Genomic DNA, 18156 nt, shown 5'->3' with positions numbered 1-18156 from the left:
CTCGCCAAGCTCTACACACAATTGGAACATCATCATGTCTAATGCCAATCGTTATACTGGTTTAGTTGACCGCTATCGCGACCGTTTACCCGTATCTGCAACTACTCGCGCAATTTCTTTGGGCGAAGGTAATACGCCACTGATTAAGCTTGAGAATATTCCACGCATTATTGGCAAAAATGTTGAAATTTATGTGAAGTACGAGGGCTTAAACCCGACTGGTTCATTTAAAGACCGTGGTATGACCATGGCTGTAACAAAAGCAGTTGAAGAAGGCTCTAAAGCAATTATCTGTGCATCTACAGGTAATACATCTGCTGCAGCGGCTGCTTATGCTGCACGTGCAGGCATTAAAGCATTTGTGCTCATCCCAGAAGGCAAAATTGCCATGGGTAAAATGGCACAAGCGATGATGTATGGCGCGGTAACAATGCAAATTCACGGTAACTTCGATGACGGTATGCGTCTTGTAAAAGAAGTTGCAGATCAAGCACCAGTTACGATTGTAAACTCAATCAACCCATACCGTCTGCAAGGTCAAAAAACCATTGCTTACGAAATCGTTGACGAATTAGGTCGTGCGCCAGATTACCACTGCTTACCTGTAGGTAATGCGGGTAACATCACAGCACACTGGATGGGTTATACCGAAGCTGTGGCGAATCAGCCTAAAGAAGAATTTGTACAAGTGGTTTATGATCCTGAAACTGATCAATTCACAGGTCCAAAACCTGCGGGTCTACCAACAATGGTGGGCTACCAAGCTGCTGGCGCGGCACCATTCCTACGCGGTGCACCTGTAGAAAACCCTGAAACTGTAGCAACTGCGATCCGTATTGGTAACCCACAAAGCTGGAACCATGCTAAAGCAGTAGTCCGCGACTCAGAAGGCTGGTTCGATGAACTTCAAGATGCTGAAATCTTAGAAGCACAGCGTCTACTGTCTATGTACGAAGGTGTATTCGTAGAACCTGCTTCTGCAGCGTCTATCGGTGGTGCGATTCGTGACATTAAAGCAGGTAAAATTGCTGAAGGTTCTGTGATCGTATGTACTGTAACAGGTAACGGTTTAAAAGATCCTGACACTGCCATCAAGCAATGCCAAGACGCCGTGATGTTGTCGATTGATGCAACTATGGATCAAGTTCGCGATTCAATTCTGTCAAATATGTAATTCATATGCTGACTAAATAAAAAAGCCCTGCTCTTGCAGGGCTTTTTTTATATCTTGCATCCACTTCAGCATTTAAACGTTGAGTAAATCCAAATACTGAAAGAATGAAAAATCTGAAATCTTATTAAATACGTTTTGGTAACTGGCTCGCCCAATTCATTAAACGTGTCGCATCATTGGTTCGTGCAACTGAAGAATCCGCACCCAATAACACCACTACCGCTGGACGGTTATTCAATGTGGTATGCATCACTACACAGCGCCCTGCTTCATTAATAAATCCAGTTTTTGAAATATTAATATTCCAACCACCATTACGCACTAAAGCATTGGTATTGTTTGATTTCAATACGCGGTAGCCCAAATTAAAGTCATAACTTGGTGTGGTTGAAAATTGACGAATCAAACCATACTGCGAAGCGGTATTCACCAAAATACCTAAGTCACGTGCCGAAGCGACATTGCCTGGGTGCAAGCCAGTCGATTCCACATAATGAGTCGAGTTCATCCCTAATGAGCGTGCTTTCGCATTCATCGCTGCAATAAATGCAGAACGACCACCTGGATAAGTACGTGCTAATGCCGAAGCAGCTGGGTTTTCAGATTTCATCAAAGCAAACAGCAATGCTTCTGCACGATTCATACTGTCGCCAGCACGCAGCGTTGAACTTGAGCTTTTACAACCTGAACATGAGAAATCAGACTGTTGTAAGGTAATCTTTTCAGACATGTTTAATCGGGCATCTGAAATCACTACTGCTGTCATGAGTTTGGTAATTGATGCAATCGGTAAAGCGGTATTGCTATTTTTGCTATATAGCACTTCACCAGTTTGACCATCCATAACCAGTGCTGCACGCGCATTTACAGAGGGCTGTCCTGCGTATTGATTGGTATCAATAATACGGACCGTTTTCGATGGTGCTGTCTGTACCACGCCGCCTGTACTACGTACAGAAGTAGTCACTTTCGTTGACCCTTGAGGAGATGGCTCTTCAGCGCTATAAGACACGTCACCGTTGAGTAACTGGTTTGCATCTTCAGATGACCAGCTAATATTTGACTGCTGATTTGCAGCACTATTCATCACAATTTCAGCAGAACTGAAACTGCTCATACTGAATAAAATTGACATGCCCAAAACGTGCATGAAGGATTTATTTAATTTTTTCACCATTGCTCACTCAACTCAGGATACTAAACATTTGCGCAAGACCAGCAATATGCCGTACATTGGTCACAACTACGAACATTTTTTGCTCACACATTGTGTATGAAGTTTTTCATTTCATATAAGAATAGGATTGCTAATTTTGTCGTTTCATTGCAAGCTTATTTTGCTTTATGTAACAAAAAAAACAGATTTTGATTTGAGGGAGAGTGTAGGTGATCACAGTTTTGGTGGTAGATGACCATGAATTAGTCCGTACTGGTATTTGCCGTATGCTCGAAGACCATGCAGATATCCAAGTCATTGGACAAGCCGAATCTGGTGAAGATGCTATTACACTTGTTCGCCAACACCATCCAAATGTTGTTTTATTAGATGTCAATATGCCGGGGATCGGGGGGGTAGAAACCACACGTCGCCTACTTCAAACAGCGCCAGATACAAAAGTCCTCGCCGTCAGTGGACTTGCTGAAGAACCCTACCCGTCTTTATTGTTAAAAGCAGGTGCCAAAGGCTATATCACCAAAGGTGCACCAGTTAATGAAATGGTCCGTGCGATTAATAAAGTGATGCAAGGCGGCAAATATTTCAGTGCAGACATTGCAGAACAACTGGCCAGCTCATATTTGTCTGATACACAACAATCACCTTTTGACGCCCTGTCTGAGCGTGAAATGCAAGTTGCCATGATGGTGGTCAATTGTATTAGTGCACAAGAAATTTCCGATAAATTATTCGTTAGTGTTAAAACAGTGAATACCTACCGTTACCGCATTTTTGAAAAACTGAATATTGATAGTGATGTCAAACTAACTCACTTGGCGATTCGCTACGGGTTAATCAAACCTTAACACCACGTACATCCAGTTACTTATGACACAGCGTTCAATTCATAGTGAATTGAACCAGTATCATTTAGGCCTTTGGTACAGTGCTTATCGCTTTATCATCAGTGCCTGTCTGTTACTGGTCTTTTTACTGACCTACACTCAATTCACTTCAGATTATGAATACCCACGTTTATACCTATATGTATTGACGATTTATTTGCTGTTTACCAGCATTCAATTCATGTCGCTTGGACGCTTCAAAGTCCGTATTCCAAACCAGCTACTGCTGTTATTCATCGTAGATGTGATTTCGCTGAGCTTACTGACCTTAGCCATCGATGGGCCCAATTTACATTTGAGTTTACTGTTTGTGATTACGATTTTTGCAGCATCACTGTTATTAGATGCCCAAAAAGCTTTGGTCATCACCCTCATCGCTGTGATCTGTGTAGTATATCAACTGTTTTTAGGTTCAATTCTTGAATTTACCTCACTTAAAAATTTAACCAACAGTGCGATTTTGGCTTTTTTATTTTGTGTAGTGTATGGCAGTGCGCAAATTGCAGTGAAACGTTTCCAGTTATTAGAAAATCTGAATTTTTCGCAATCTTTAGAGCTACATCGACTACAAAACATTAACCGCTATATTTTAGAACAGATTGATACGGGCTATTTGGTTTTGGATGAAAACTGTCATGTGGTGCTGAGTAATCCTGCTGCTTGCCATTTACTCGGCATGCCAAATTCTTATCATCATGATCAATATCCACTGTATACCACGCAGCCCGACTTATTTGAATTACTCAAGTTTGAAGATTTAAAAAGTGGTGAAAAATTCCAATTTGAATCCCAACAAAGCCAATACCACATTCAGGTACTCGTACAAAAACTCGTTGTGCCGCATCAAATGTTGACCTTGCTGATTTTACAAGATGCACAAAAACTCAATCAGCAAGTGCAACAATTAAAATTAGCCGCTTTAGGTCAACTCTCCGCCAGTATTGCCCACGAAATTCGCAATCCTTTAGCCGCAATTGTGCATGCCAATGATTTATATCCGCAAAGTGATACCGAACAACAGCACATGTTGAATCATATGATTTCACGTCAAGCGGTGCGGATCGACCGAATTATTCAAGACACCCTAAATATGGTGCGCAATAAGGAAACCCATCCTACTCGTCTGAATCTAGAACAATTTTTACCGCTGTTCCTACAAGAAGATCTAGCAGACATTCAACAGAACATTCGACTCAATGTACAAGCCAAAACTTTGATCGATTTTGATGAGGCACAGTTCAGACAAATTTTAATCAACCTAATTCGTAATGCGATTCGCCATAACAATCCGGACATGTCGTATATCGAAGTGGTGGCGCGTACGGATCAGAAAAAAGTCCAGATCGATGTCCGAGATTTCGGTCATGGGGTTGCTTTACAAAACCGCGCACAGTTATTTCAACCATTTTTTAGTACCGAAATTACTGGAACTGGTTTAGGATTATATCTTGCTCATAGCTTCTGTGAAGCGAATCAAGCACAGCTTTCCTATGTAGAACAAAAACAGGGGGCTTGCTTTAGGATTGAGTGCTTACAAGCTGTTATTTAATTGTTTTTAGGGGAAAACTGTGGATTCACAACCACTGGTATTGTTAGTTGATGACGAAGAAGACTTATGTATGCTGATGCAAATGTCTTTATCAAGGATGGGGGTTAAAACGCATGTTGCACATCGCCTCGACGAAGCTAAAAAAGCCTTGTCTACCTATAGCTACGATGCCTGTCTAACCGATCTCAACTTACCCGATGGTAATGGTCTACAGCTCTTAGATTGGATGAATGAACACTGTCCTGCCCTTCCAGTTGCTGTGCTAACAGCCTATGGCAACATGGATATTGCCATTGCCGCATTAAAGGCGGGAGCTTTCGACTTTGTCAGCAAACCGATCAATCCCAAACATCTTGAACAACTGCTACAAAAAGCCCTGAATAAGCCATTGGCCGAAGACATTACTTCGCAAGATGCTTTAGAACATAAAATGTTGATTGGTGAATCGCTTCCAATCCAGCAATTGCGTCGAACTCTAAAGAAAATTGCACGTTCACAAGCACCTGTTTTTATTACGGGTGAATCTGGTACGGGCAAAGAGGTCGTAGCCAATCTGGTTCACCGTTTAAGCAACCGTAATGAAGGGCCCTTTATTGCTATTAACTGTGGGGCAATTCCCACAGAGTTAATGGAAAGTGAACTTTTTGGCCATAAAAAAGGCAGCTTTAGTGGTGCCACCCAAGACAAGCAAGGTCTGATTCAATCTGCACATGGTGGTAGCTTATTTCTGGATGAAATTGCCGAATTACCTTTAGCCATGCAAGTTAAACTGCTACGTGCTGTACAGGAAAAACGTATTCGTCCTGTGGGTTCAGACTGTGAAATTGATGTTGATTTCCGTGTGATCAGTGCCAGTCATCAGGACTTAGAAGCTCTCGTCCAACAAGGTCGATTCCGCCAAGATTTATTCTTCCGTATCCATGTGATGGATTTAGTGTTGCCTGCCTTACGTGAACGTGGCGACGACATCCTCTTATTGGCACAACATTTTATTCAAAAAATTAGCCATGAATGGGAAATTGCCACTAAGCCTCTGACTGAACGAGCGAAAAACTTCCTACTCAACCAATATTATCCGGGTAATGTCCGTGAACTCCGCAATATTATTGAACGTGCCATGACCCTCTGCGATGATGAGCAAATTGATCTTCAACATCTGCAAAGTGCGCCATTAAGACAACCGAGTGCTCAGTTCAATTCCGCTCCAACAACGAATGATTCTGCACAGCTTGCTGCAAACAGCAACGAACAGAGTGTGGTTCCTCGTAAAATACCTGAAGAAGGTTTAGAACTCTTTTTAGAAAATATCGAAAAAGAAGTGCTCATGAATGCGTTGAATTTGACTCACTGGAACAGAACACTTGCCGCCAAAAAATTAGGTATGTCATTCCGTTCATTACGCTATCGTTTGAAAAAATTCGGTTTAGATACCGAAGACGAAGAGTAAAAGTTTTCCAGCGTATTGCTGTTTATTTTTGATTCAGCAATAACTCTGCAACATGATCGACATAGTGATCTTCACGTACATCATGTTGCAGCGGATAGTTATAGTCTGGCTGCACTCCAATTCCTTCAATCATTTTGCCATTCGGTGTCAGATATTGCGACACAGTCATTTGTAAAGCCGCACCATTACTCAATGGAAATAGTTTTTGAACCACACCTTTACCATAACTTTTCTCACCCGCTACCCATGCACGTTTATGCTCTTTTAATGCTGCGGTAAAGACCTCTGCGGCAGAAGCAGAACGATTGTTGATTAAAATACCAACTTTCATATTTTGAAATTCAAAACTCGGTAAAGCTTGAAATTGTTGGTCACCTTCAGATCGACTTCGAGTCGACACAATAATGCCCTGATTCAAAAATAAATCGGCAGACTCCACTGCTGCGGACAATAACCCGCCGGGGTTATTTCTTAAATCAAACAATACAGCTTTGACACGTGAACCATGACTTTCAATTAAACGCTTAATTTCATTGGCAGTATCTTGTTGAAAAACTTTAACGTGTAAAACTAAAACCTGATTATTTAATAATTTAGATTCTATATCTGTTTCAACTTTAGTGTTTCTGACCAAATTGACCGGTTGACTTGCAGTTATCAGCTGTAGATTCAGCGTTGAACCTATACTACCGGTGAGTAGGTGTCGCACTTGATCTTGATTGAGTTTTTTGAGTTCTTGATCATCAATTTTAAACACCGCCGCGCCATTTTTCAGACCTAGCTTTGCTGAGTCGGCATCAGGCTTTAAATTGGTGATGACCCATTGCTGTAGACCTGCATCAAAGCGCAAATTGAAATCGACACTCGCAATATCCCCTTCGGTGTATTGCAAAAGCTGCTTATAGTCTTCAGGTGAAAGATATCGTGAATAACGGTCTAAACCACTGACCATGCCTTTGATGGCTTGTTGGAATAATGCATCGTCATTTTTTTCAACTACATAATTTTCTTTGACAATGCCATAGATTTGAACAAATTGTTGGATTGATTCGACAGGTACTTCGGCATAACTTTGTTCATAGCTGCCATCAAATTCATCGAAAGCCGACTTTGCTTTATCGGCTCCCCATGTCGAATGACTAGAACACAGCAGCAAGGCTGTAAGGCTTACAACTGACGTCCAGTGTGCTTTAGTCATTCATGCTTCCTTACATTTTAAGCTTCAAGAGTAATCAAGTTACGACCTTGCATTTCTGTTGGTACAGGAATGTGCATAAGAGTTAACAGTGTCGGCGCTACGTCAGCCAAAACACCACCTTCTGCAATTGTTGCATTGGTCGGACCAACATAGATAAATGGCACAAGTTCAGTGGTATGTTGAGTATGCACCTGACCACTTTGGTAATCCTGCATTTGCTCTACGTTACCATGATCGGCAGTCACGAGCATGTGACCTTTATTTGCCATCACAGCTTCATATACACGGCCTAAGCACGTGTCTACAGCCTCAACCGCTTTGACTGCTGCATCAAACACACCGGTATGGCCAACCATATCACCATTGGCATAGTTCACCACCAGTAAGTCGTACTCACCTGAATTAATTGCGGCAACCAATTCATCAGTGACTTCATAAGCGCTCATTTCTGGTTTTAAATCATAGGTCGCAACGTTTGGTGATGGAATCAAAATACGTTTTTCACCCGGATATTCATCTTCACGACCACCACTGAAGAAGAAGGTCACGTGTGCATATTTTTCAGTTTCAGCAATACGAAGTTGTGTTTTACCCAAATTAGACAGGTATTCACCAATCGAGTTATGCAACGCTTCTGGCATATAAGCCACAGGTGCATCAATTGTTGCTTGGTAACGTGTCAACATGACAAATTTTGATAAAGCAGGAACCACTTTACGTTCAAAACCTGCAAAATCTTTTTCCACAAAAGCTTTGGTAATTTCACGCGCACGGTCAGCACGGAAGTTCATGAAGACAACGCTATCACCATCTTGGATCGGTGCTAAATCACCAATACGCGTCGCTTTCACAAATTCATCTGATTCTTCAGCAGCATAAGCCTGCTCTAGACCTTCACCAGCAGTCGCTGCTGTACGCACTGCTTCACCTTCAGTTAAAAGACGATAGGCTTGCTCAACACGATCCCAACGGTTGTCACGATCCATTGCAAAGTAGCGACCAATCATGGTGGCAATACGACCTTGACCCGGATACTGAGCAAACAGCGCATCTAACTTTTCAAGCGAAGGTTGTGCGCTTTTTGGCGGCGTATCACGACCATCAAGGAATGCATGAAGATAAACTTTTGCACCGCGTTTTAATGCCAATTCAGCCATCGCGACAATGTGATCTTCATGTGAATGCACACCACCTTCAGACAACAAGCCCATAATATGTACAGCACGGTTTGCAGCTTTGGCTTTTTCAACCGCATCGACTAATACGTCATGTTCAAAGAAGGCACCGGTACGAATATCTTTGGTAATACGAGTAAAGTCTTGATACAGTACACGTCCTGCACCAAGGTTCATGTGGCCCACTTCAGAGTTACCCATTTGTCCATCAGGTAAACCAACGTCTTCGCCAGAGCCTGAAATCAATCCATGCGGATGCTTTTCCTGCATTGCAGTCAAGTTTGGTCGTTTTGCTGCTAAAAAGGCATTGTCCTCGACCGCTTCGCGATGACCCACACCATCCATAATTACTAATACGTGTGGGATTTTGCCAGCAGTTGCATCCGTCATAATGAACACTCTTTCGTTTATAAATTAATCATACTATCTTACCGAATTTTCGGTGAAGACTCTATGTGACAACCATGGTTTATATAGGTCATCAACATTGTTTTACTCAATCTTGCATGCACTTAACGTGCGCGGTGCAGCAGATAGCCACCCGCTACAAACATCAAAATAATTGGTATAAAGACGAACCATGCAGACGATGGTGCGTACACCAAACTTGCATACCCCAAGAAATCTTGTAAGTAGTAAAAGCCCAGTCCAGCAAATAAGGCAATCACCAAGCGGAAACCCATCGACTGTTGACGTAAAGGTCCAAAAATAAATGAACACGCAATTACCACCAAGGCAATTAAAGCAAAGGGCGAACCAAACTTTTGCCAAAACGCCAATTGGTAAGTTTTCGGGACTTGGCTATATTCATGCATATAGCTCATAAAGCTCACCAATTGACTCGGTGATAGGTCTTCAGGGTCAATGGTAACCATATGTACATATTTAGGTTGCAACGCCAATGAAAGCGGCTGTTCAGCATTTTGCTTCGCCACGGCATCACCCGTCGCTAAGAGATCGACTTGTGTTGAATTTTGTAGCGACCAAGAGCCATTTTTGACAAAATTCCCTTGCTCCGCATCCAAAGTGCCTCGCAAACGATATTTTTCATCAAAATCAACAACCTGAACATCTTTAATTTGACCTTGCGAATTGGCATAGTCAATATAAATAAAGCGTTGGCCTTCACGTGACCAATAGCCTTTGACTTCGCCCAGTTCAGCCGCAGTGCGGTGACTTTTGACGCTTTTGGCTTGTTCATTTGTATAGGGAATGACCCATTCGCTTAACGCAAAGGATAAAACCACCAAAATGAGTGCTGAACGAATCACCCAGCCCACAATCCGCCAAAGGCTGATGCCGACCGAACGCATCACAATCAATTCACTGTTTGAAGCTAGAGTCCCTAAACCCAATACCGCGCCAATCAAGGCTGAAATCGGTAAAATTTCATATAAATAATTCGGTGAACTCCATAACACATACTGCAAAGCATTCCATGCGTTATAGCCTTCTTTCAGCGAGCCCAATTCACCTAAATAAGTAAAAAGCACTTGTAAGCCAGCCAATACCGCTGTCGCACCAAGCATGGCTAAAGCAGTAGTTTTGGTCACATGTTTTGCAACTATACGACGTGCCAACATTTTAAGACCTCACTCGCTGAATTTGTTTCTTAATTTTGGGCGCTAATTTTTGTTTACGCGAGAACAATGCTGCTGCAATACCGTAAATCACTAAGACCAGTGGATAAGCCCAAATCCCCATTTCATCTTTACTGATCCGCGTTTTGATCGCCATTAAAGCCACGATTAAACTGGCAAAAATAAGTAAGGCTGGGAACAGTTTTAGGTAACGCCCTTGACGAGGACTGACCTCAGACAAAGCGGTGGCAAGCAATAACGCCGCCAAAATAGCGAACGGCACAAAAATTCGCCAACCGAGTTCACTGGCAACCACAGGATCATGACGGTTATCCCATAACTTCGAGGTTGGCAAAGCTTCTACTTCGGTACTTTCAAATTTTGCTTCTTTATCATTTTCTAAACGTAAACGATAGTTTTGGAATTCAGCTTGAGAATAGCGCGGTTGTCCCGGATAGATTTCGTAACGGCGGCCTTCAACTAAATCAACGACATTGGCATTATCATTGGGCACTTCGACGCGGGTCGCTTCTTTTGCCAAAATAATGACATCAGGCTTACCCTCCTTTTCTGCACGCTGATAAAAGAAAATATCTTTTAAGTTTTTACGGTCTTCTGACAAGTCCCCTGCATAAATAGTATAGGGCCCAGAGGAAATAAACTCTTTTGGTCGAACCAAGTCAAAGCCTGTTCGTACCGCTTGCGAAGTCGTTAATGCTTCAAACTGACGGATGCCCCAAGGCGACGCCCACAGCATCAAAAATGCTTGAACAGCCATAAAGAGCACGGTCATTGGCACCAATAAACGTGACAATTGATTGCGACTGACACCACTACCATTGAGTACAGCCATTTCATGATCGACATACAGACGACCAAAGACCAACATCAGACCAATAAAGAAACCGAGCGGAAGAATTAAGGTTAAAAACTCAGGCAAACGGTAGCCAATGATGCTAAATAAAATACTTGCATCTAAACGACCCTGCGCCGCCACACCAAAGTACTTGATCAAACGACCACCCATCATGATCAAGGTCAATAAGGCAATCACAACCAGTGATGTCGACACCACTTGCTTGACCAGATAACGCCGAATAATCAAATTAATTCTTCCAAAAATAGGGCCAATAAAAACTAGCGTTAGTTTACCCGAATGTAGAAAATATAAAACCTATACCCTTGTTGCTCATTGAAACTCTATTCATATAAATGTTTCAATGGTTTAATGGTTTATAAATTTAAAAAGGCATAAATACCGCACATGAAACTTTCTATTAATACGTCATTCCAAGCGAATGCGTCCAGCCAATATTTGTTGATATTAGTAGATTCTGAGCACGTTACAAATGCAGCTACTTCATATCAAATCAATGATTTAGATAATTTAATTGAAGCAACTCAATTTAAAGCAGCACTCAATGAAAGCCTGCCTTTGGTGGCGAACATTGCCGCTTGTCGCAATAGCGCTCTTTTAGGCCTCGGCAAAGTTGCTGAATTACAGGTCAATAAATTTGCAAAAATTGCACAAACTATTATTAAAGCGTCACAAAAAAAATTCAAACAGATCAGTGTCGATATCTCTGCTCTACCACAAGAACAACATTATTTATTTGCACTTAGCCTGACGCAAGCGGCTTATGCATTTGATGAATACAAGTCTAAGAAAAATGAATTTGTTTTGGAGCAGATCCATTTAATCGCTACTGAAAGTCCATTAACCACTGCACAGCTTGAATTAATTTCTGCAGTGCAATCAGGTCAAAGTTTTACTCGTGACTTAGGTAACCGTCCGGGCAATATCTGTTTCCCTGAATATTTGGCCGAACAAGCTCAAGCACTTGCAGCTGAATTCCCAGATCAACTCAAAGTGACTGTACTCGATGAACAGCAAATGGCTGATCTCGGTATGGGTGCTTTCCTTGCTGTGAGCAAAGGTTCTGACCGTCCAGGCCGTATTATTACCATCGAATACCTTTCAAACCGTGAAGAAGCGCCAGTGGTGCTTGTTGGTAAAGGCGTGACTTTTGATACGGGTGGTATCTCACTTAAACCGGGTGCGGGCATGGACGAAATGAAATTCGACATGTGCGGTTCTGCATCAGTTTTGGGTACCATCCGTGCGTTATGTGAAGCGAAATTGCCGATTCATGTTGTCGGCGCAATTGCTGCTGCAGAAAACATGCCGTCTGGTCATGCCACTCGCCCGGGTGACATCGTGACAACCATGAGCGGTCAAACCGTTGAAATTTTAAATACCGATGCCGAAGGTCGTTTGGTTCTGTGCGATACCTTAACCTATGTAAAACGCTTTAATCCTGCACTGGTGATTGATATTGCAACTCTCACTGGTGCATGTGTCGTAGCACTGGGTTCAGTCCTTACTGGTATGTTCACTCCGGATGATGAACTTGCGGCTGAATTGACTGCTGCGGGTCAACACAGCTTTGACCGCGTATGGCGTATGCCCGTGATTGAAGATTATCAAGAACAACTTGATTCTCCATTTGCAGATATTGCCAACATTGGTGGTCCCAAAGCAGGTTCTGTAACAGCTGCATGTTTCCTTCAACGCTTCACGCGTGAATATCGTTGGGCGCATTTAGACATTGCTGGTACTGCATGGAACTCAGGTGCAAATAAAGGCGCAACAGGTCGTCCTGTGCCATTATTAATGCAATTTTTAGCGAATCGTGCTCAAGCGAATGGCTAAAGTTAGCTTTTATTTATTTGAAAAAAGTCCTGAACGACAAGTCGAAAGCACTTGTCGTTTATGCCGTAAGATCCTGCGTCAGCCTGTACGTATTTGGCTACATTGTGCTGACCCAGACTTACAGCAACAACTTGATGAACGCCTGTGGAGTTTCGATCACACAGGTTTCATTCCCCATGGTATCGATCAACCCGAGGCAACTGTCTGTATTTCTGCCCAATTGCCTGAGCAAGCCGACTGGATTGTGTTTAATTTTAACGATCAAGCACTTGAACAGTTCGCAAGTTTTAGTCACATTATCGAAATTATTGAAAATAACGAACCCGCTAAAATTATCGGGCGTGAAAAATATAAACAATATCGACGTTTGGGCGTTCAACCGCAGACCCATAAACTTTAACGTGATATTGGTTTTACCCTATTTGCAAGGAGATGCACCATGGCATTGAATGTCGGTCCAGACTTTAAACAGCGCTGGTTAAAAGTACCTGAAGCTATTCGTCAGACCTTTATTGATGACCTTGGTCGCGTTTGCGATGTACTCAATCCCAGGACAGACATTCAACAATGGCTGGTCAATGACCAACAGCAACAGCAAGTGTCTTTTGACAAAATTGAGTCTGCTTATGCAGATTTGAAAGCACAGCTGATTGAAGATGCTCGTATTCGCAAACAATTGGCTTTAGAAAAAGCCTTAGAAGAAAAACGTGAAGCTGAACAAGCCTATGCAGAACAACTGAGACGCGACGAAGAGTTACGCTTTGCCGCACAGACACAAGCACTCACCATGATGCAGCATAATCTTGATCGTGAAGTACAACACTATGCCGCTCGCTATCATAAAAACCCTGAAACGGGTTTAGCGAGATTAAGTCAAAGCTTATCGGTGAGCGAAGGACAGATGTTGTCAGAACTAGAAAGTGTACGCGTGCGTTTGGAACTTGAGGCAGAAACGCAAATCGAAATAGCCGTCAGTGATTTTCGTACAAAATTGAAAGCTGCCGCACAAGAAGAAATTGACTATATCTTAGAAAACTCCAATTTTTCGACAGAATCTACATCGTCCCAAGCATCTTAAGCTGTGCATCGAAATCTGGTCACTGTCATTAAACTGACATGTATTTGCAACATGATGTTCATATGACTGAAGCATTGTCCCTCAAAATACAATGCTTCAGGCATCCTAAAAATATAATCATGCATCCAGATGGGAATTCAATATGGACATCATTCACCAGATTACCCAGAAAATATCCTCTCTATCTGCTGGAGAACAATGGGACATTCGTGCCAAAGATCTTTGGCTGAGTCATTCAGACTTTCACAGTATTTCGGTGTATCTCAGCCGTGAATCAGAAAAAGGTGGTTTTAGCATTCAGCAACTGCCCCAGAGCTCGATTTTTCAAACCCTTGATGTAGTGACCGTTACAAAACACTAAGTGGTCATCTACTCCATAAAAAAAGCCCACAACTGTGGGCTTTTTTTATGTCTAAGTTTGGCTTAGACCAAATCTGCAACTGCAGAAACGGTATGTCCTAGGAAATAACCGATACCGAGTAATAATCCAATCCAGATGAAACCACCTAGCACGTTATAGAACATAAATGTGCCAAGGTTCATGCGTGCAGATCCAGCAGCAAAAGGCGCAAAAGAACGTACAAAGGGTACAAAGCGTGCGACTAAAATCGTTTTACCACCATGCTTCATAAAATATTTATTGGTTTTGACCATATATTCGGGCTTAAAGTAACGTGTGTGCTTATTAAAGTACTTAATGCCTAGCACGCTGCCCGTGTAGTAATTGACGCAGTAGCCCAAGACTGATGCGACAAATAACATCAGCCCCATGGTGTGTAAATGCACCACTTCCGTCGTTGAGCATAATGCGCCGATGGCAAGCAATAGGCTGTCTCCCGGCAGGAAGAACATAAATACTGAACCCGTTTCTGAAAATATCACCAGAAATAAAATGGCATAAATCCACACACCATAATTTTCCAATAACATGGGTAACCACTGTTCCAGATTCAGTAAGAAATCAATCATTATCACCTGTCTGATTATTCATCATATATGTCATTCCGCGACGCATTATCACCAAAAATAAAAAAACAGTCTAATTTTTCAATCAGACTGTTTGGTTTTCTTCGGTATCAACTTATTTCAAGAAGCCATTTTCAGCGAGAAAATCTAAGCTAATTTTCGATTGCGCTGTGGTCTCAGCGGCTTTATCGCCGAGCAATAAACGCTCAATATAACGTGCTAAAACATCTACTTCTAAGTTCACTTTAGCCCCAGCCTTCCATGTGCCAATATTGGTTCGTTCCGCCGTATGCGGAATTAAATTTAAGCTCAGCACATTGCCACGTAAATGGTTAATCGTCAGGCTAATACCGTCTACGGTCACAGAGCCTTTTTCTGCTAAATAGCGTGCAATTTCTTTCGGTGCGGTCACTTCAAAATAAATTGAACGCGCATCTGAACGAACTTGAGTGATTTCACCTACTGCATCGACATGACCACTGACAATATGTCCACCAAAACGCGTGGTCGGCAACATGGCTTTTTCCACATTCACAGCCTGCCCTGCTTTCCAGTGTTCCAAAGTGGTCCGATTTAAACTTTCACGTGAAACATCGGCTGCATACCAATTGCTGCCAAAGTCGATCACGGTTAAGCAAATGCCATTGGTGGCAATCGAGTCCCCCAAATGCACATCCGACATGTCTAAATCTGTCTGGATACGCAAGCGGACATCGCCGCCCACGTTTTGAATGCTTTCAACTTTACCTAGACTTTCAATAATGCCTGTAAACATGTTCAATCCCTGAAAAATATGGGGCGATGATTTTTACCACAAATCAAGTTGCGTGCTCACGCCAGAGGTATCGACACCACCTAATTCTGCAAAATGGTGCAATTGACTCAACAACTGACGGATTGGTGGACCTGATTTGGCATGCGTATCCGTGATGACAATAAACTCTAGTACGCGTGCACGTTCAGACTGACGCTGCTTACTCACGCGGTAACGTGGTACATCTTGCGTCAATAAGCTTACTCTGCCACGTTTTAAATTGGCTTGTAACAAATCTGTGGCGCTGATATTACCATCGGTTGAATAGCTCGTCAGGATGTAACGTGCATTGATGGTTTCTAATAATTTTTCATAAGCTTCTTTCGCATGCTTCGAAGAATTATATGGACTTGGACGTTCTTTACGCCATGCACGGTCGATTCCGCTCTTAAAGCCTTTGGTGTCTGGTGTCGGTAAATCCACCTGATCCCATAACGTTAAAGCATTCAATACATGGTAGTTGCTGCTATAAGCGTGTTGGTTATATGGTGGATCGAGATAAGCCACATCTACTTCAAAGCCGCTCATCTGATTGGCCAAATGCTGTGCGTCGACACACCACATTTCAGCGGCGGGTTTTTTCGGATCACCAATTTCACAAAAACGACTTGGGGTCAGCCATAACAAAGAACCGATACGATCCAAGGCCGCTTGGGTTTTACCACCCCAACCATGATGGAAGCTTTTAAATACACCGCTGGTATTACTGACAAAACTTGCTGAATACAATAACGGCGCTAATAAAGCACTCATTTCCACATCATCAATCGCGCCTTGAGCTTGCCAAGTTGCAATTTGCTGACGAATCGCATCGATACGCATACCGTTACGGCGTTTAAAGAATAAACGGTCACGTGCCGGATCGTAGATTTCATCATTACGTGGACACAAGTTATGGGTCACCCAACCTTTCACTTCTGGCAAACGGTTCAGATAATCAATGGCTTTCTGATAGCCACCCAACTCTTTAAACGCCGGTGCTTCAACACAAGAGAGAATCGCGCTGTTCAAAGCATGGCTGTAGGGTTCCCAGTCATTGGCAATAACACGATAGCCGTTTTGACGAGCCAACCGTGATACCACACCCGAACCTGCAAAAAAGTCAGCAAATATCGGCGCACGACCATCTTCGCGTTTTAAGGTTCCCGTTTGCTCAAGTGCTTCTAAAATCAGATGTAATAGACGGCGTTTGTTTCCCAAATAAGGAACCAATTGATGGAAAAGATATTCGTCTGTGGTACGAGCCGCATGACGACGTTTGTGATAAACCGTAGACTCTGAATTCATAGCGTCTCTTGAGAAGGGATTAACCTTAAGCGAATGTCATCACCCAATTGAGTGACATCTTTCAGCTTAAATCGAAGCTGCTCTGCCATGCGGTCAAATTCCGCATTAAACATCGCACGTGCTGACTGACCCAACAAGGTCGGTGCAACATAACTGATCATTTCATCGATCAAATGTTCTTGTAAGAAAGCGGTCGAAAGTGTCGCACCGGCTTCCACAAGTACATCATAAATTTGGAACTGTTGAACGCATGCTGCTAACAGATCGGCCAAAGGCTGAATTTCAAATTGTACCACGCCCAAGTCAGCAAGTTCCTGACGATATGGCCCCATGACCATCACGGTTTCAGGTTGCTGCAATATTTTTGCGCTTAATGGCAAGCGGCCTTGGCGATCTAGCACGATACGTTTCGGCTGAACCACGCTTTGCATATCAACAGCATCATCGAGTTGACGTACGTTGAGTAAGCAATCATCGGCTAATACTGTTTGAATCCCAGTAATCACAGCACCTGATATCGCACGCCAATGCTGTACATCTTGTCGCGCCATTGCACCCGTAATCCACTTAGACTCACCTGAAGCCATGGCTGTTCGCCCATCAAGGCTCGATGCGACTTTGAGGCGGACATAAGGCATGCCCGTCGCCATGGCTTTTAAAAAGCCCGAGTTCAATTGATGTGCTTCTGCTTCACAAATACCCGTAATCACTTCAATGCCAGCATCACGTAGGATTTGTACACCTTTACCCGCAACCAATGGATTGGGATCGGGACAGGCCACAATGACTTGAGCAACACCTGCTTCTACCAAGCCTTTGGCACAAGGTGGCGTACGTCCATAGTGTGCGCATGGCTCTAAAGTCACATAAGCGGTTGCGCCACGTGCGGCCTCACCTGCATCACGCATTGCAAAGACTTCTGCATGCGGCTGACCCGCTTTTGGATGAAAGCCTTCACCAACCAATTGACCGTCTTTGACAATCACACAGCCTACATTGGGGTTAGGACGCGTGCTGTATTGCCCCTGCTGTGCCAATGCAATTGCACGCCGCATCCACTGTTGATGCTGCTGCAACGTCACTTGATCTAACTCAGACATGTAATCACTCATGA

Annotated in this window: 17 protein-coding genes; 8 read left to right on the top strand and 9 right to left on the bottom strand. The window is 43.0% G+C overall.

The genetic code is table 11. The features are described from left to right. The first annotated feature begins 34 nt into the window (after positions 1-34). Positions 35-1174, top strand: coding sequence for a threonine synthase (thrC, locus tag AVJ20_RS08210; protein WP_078192584.1), 1140 nt, complete (start codon positions 35-37; stop codon positions 1172-1174). A gap of 124 nt (positions 1175-1298) precedes the next feature. Here the strand turns inward: thrC and AVJ20_RS08205 are convergent, their stop codons facing one another. Continuing rightward, positions 1299-2348 carry a serine hydrolase gene (locus AVJ20_RS08205; protein ID WP_143221671.1) on the bottom strand — a complete coding sequence of 350 codons (1050 nt, stop codon included), beginning with the start codon at positions 2346-2348 and terminating at the stop codon, positions 1299-1301. Between the two features lie 212 nt (positions 2349-2560). On the opposite strand from AVJ20_RS08205, the gene AVJ20_RS08200 reads away from it, so the two are divergent. Genes AVJ20_RS08200 through AVJ20_RS08190 form a run of 3 tightly spaced genes read left to right on the top strand, consistent with a single transcriptional unit; the run spans position 2561 to position 6231 of the window. Continuing rightward, complete coding sequence (locus AVJ20_RS08200) at positions 2561-3196, top strand: response regulator (protein ID WP_111884856.1); 636 nt, start codon at positions 2561-2563, stop codon at positions 3194-3196. Between the two features lie 22 nt (positions 3197-3218). Continuing rightward, positions 3219-4784 (top strand): sensor histidine kinase, encoded by a 1566-nt coding sequence (locus AVJ20_RS08195; RefSeq protein WP_111884855.1) that lies wholly within the window; start codon positions 3219-3221, stop codon positions 4782-4784. A 19-nt stretch (positions 4785-4803) separates the two neighbouring features. Further along, positions 4804-6231, top strand: coding sequence for a sigma-54-dependent transcriptional regulator (locus tag AVJ20_RS08190; RefSeq protein ID WP_111884854.1), 1428 nt, complete (start codon positions 4804-4806; stop codon positions 6229-6231). 22 nt (positions 6232-6253) lie between these two features. Here the strand turns inward: AVJ20_RS08190 and AVJ20_RS08185 are convergent, their stop codons facing one another. The 4 genes from AVJ20_RS08185 to lptF form a co-directional block, all read right to left on the bottom strand. Next, the gene (locus AVJ20_RS08185) at positions 6254-7429 is read right to left on the bottom strand and encodes a S41 family peptidase (protein WP_111884853.1); all 1176 of its coding nucleotides are present in this window, start codon (positions 7427-7429) and stop codon (positions 6254-6256) included. A gap of 17 nt (positions 7430-7446) precedes the next feature. Beyond that, positions 7447-8994 (bottom strand): 2,3-bisphosphoglycerate-independent phosphoglycerate mutase, encoded by a 1548-nt coding sequence (gene gpmI, locus AVJ20_RS08180; protein ID WP_111884852.1) that lies wholly within the window; start codon positions 8992-8994, stop codon positions 7447-7449. A gap of 122 nt (positions 8995-9116) precedes the next feature. Then, positions 9117-10187, bottom strand: coding sequence for an LPS export ABC transporter permease LptG (lptG, locus tag AVJ20_RS08175; RefSeq protein WP_111884851.1), 1071 nt, complete (start codon positions 10185-10187; stop codon positions 9117-9119). Position 10188: 1 nt separating this feature from the next. Further along, a complete protein-coding gene (gene lptF, locus AVJ20_RS08170; RefSeq protein ID WP_111884850.1) occupies positions 10189-11289 on the bottom strand; it encodes an LPS export ABC transporter permease LptF in 1101 nt (366 codons plus the stop codon). 159 nt (positions 11290-11448) lie between these two features. Between lptF and AVJ20_RS08165 the strand changes: the two genes are divergently transcribed. The 4 genes from AVJ20_RS08165 (at position 11449) to AVJ20_RS08150 (ending at position 14336) form a co-directional block, all read left to right on the top strand. Further along, positions 11449-12897, top strand: a complete 1449-nt coding sequence (locus tag AVJ20_RS08165; protein ID WP_111884849.1) for a leucyl aminopeptidase — start codon at positions 11449-11451, stop codon at positions 12895-12897. Then, on the top strand, positions 12890-13297 hold the full coding sequence (locus tag AVJ20_RS08160; RefSeq protein WP_078192594.1) for a DNA polymerase III subunit chi: 408 nt from the start codon (positions 12890-12892) through the stop codon (positions 13295-13297). The genes AVJ20_RS08165 and AVJ20_RS08160 overlap by 8 nt, the downstream gene beginning before the upstream one ends. A 39-nt stretch (positions 13298-13336) precedes the next feature. Continuing rightward, positions 13337-13975 (top strand): hypothetical protein, encoded by a 639-nt coding sequence (locus AVJ20_RS08155; protein WP_111884848.1) that lies wholly within the window; start codon positions 13337-13339, stop codon positions 13973-13975. A 142-nt stretch (positions 13976-14117) separates the two neighbouring features. After that, entirely contained in the window at positions 14118-14336 is a 219-nt protein-coding gene (locus tag AVJ20_RS08150) for a hypothetical protein (RefSeq protein WP_111884847.1), read from the top strand. Positions 14337-14398: 62 nt separating this feature from the next. Here the strand turns inward: AVJ20_RS08150 and AVJ20_RS08145 are convergent, their stop codons facing one another. The 4 genes from AVJ20_RS08145 to ribD form a co-directional block, all read right to left on the bottom strand. Next, positions 14399-14944, bottom strand: coding sequence for a VTT domain-containing protein (locus tag AVJ20_RS08145; protein WP_111884846.1), 546 nt, complete (start codon positions 14942-14944; stop codon positions 14399-14401). A gap of 112 nt (positions 14945-15056) precedes the next feature. Beyond that, complete coding sequence (locus AVJ20_RS08140) at positions 15057-15716, bottom strand: riboflavin synthase (protein WP_078192598.1); 660 nt, start codon at positions 15714-15716, stop codon at positions 15057-15059. A 33-nt stretch (positions 15717-15749) separates the two neighbouring features. Beyond that, positions 15750-17042: a DNA adenine methylase gene (locus AVJ20_RS08135; protein WP_078189462.1), complete on the bottom strand. Its 1293-nt coding sequence runs from the start codon at positions 17040-17042 to the stop codon at positions 15750-15752. Then, the gene (ribD, locus tag AVJ20_RS08130; protein ID WP_111884884.1) at positions 17039-18142 is read right to left on the bottom strand and encodes a bifunctional diaminohydroxyphosphoribosylaminopyrimidine deaminase/5-amino-6-(5-phosphoribosylamino)uracil reductase RibD; all 1104 of its coding nucleotides are present in this window, start codon (positions 18140-18142) and stop codon (positions 17039-17041) included. The genes AVJ20_RS08135 and ribD overlap by 4 nt, the downstream gene beginning before the upstream one ends. Positions 18143-18156: the final 14 nt, after the last annotated feature.

Source organism: Acinetobacter sp. CFCC 11171, assembly GCF_003268405.1.
Lineage (GTDB): Bacteria > Pseudomonadota > Gammaproteobacteria > Pseudomonadales > Moraxellaceae > Acinetobacter > Acinetobacter amyesii.
This window is presented reverse-complemented; position numbering and strand designations above follow the sequence as displayed.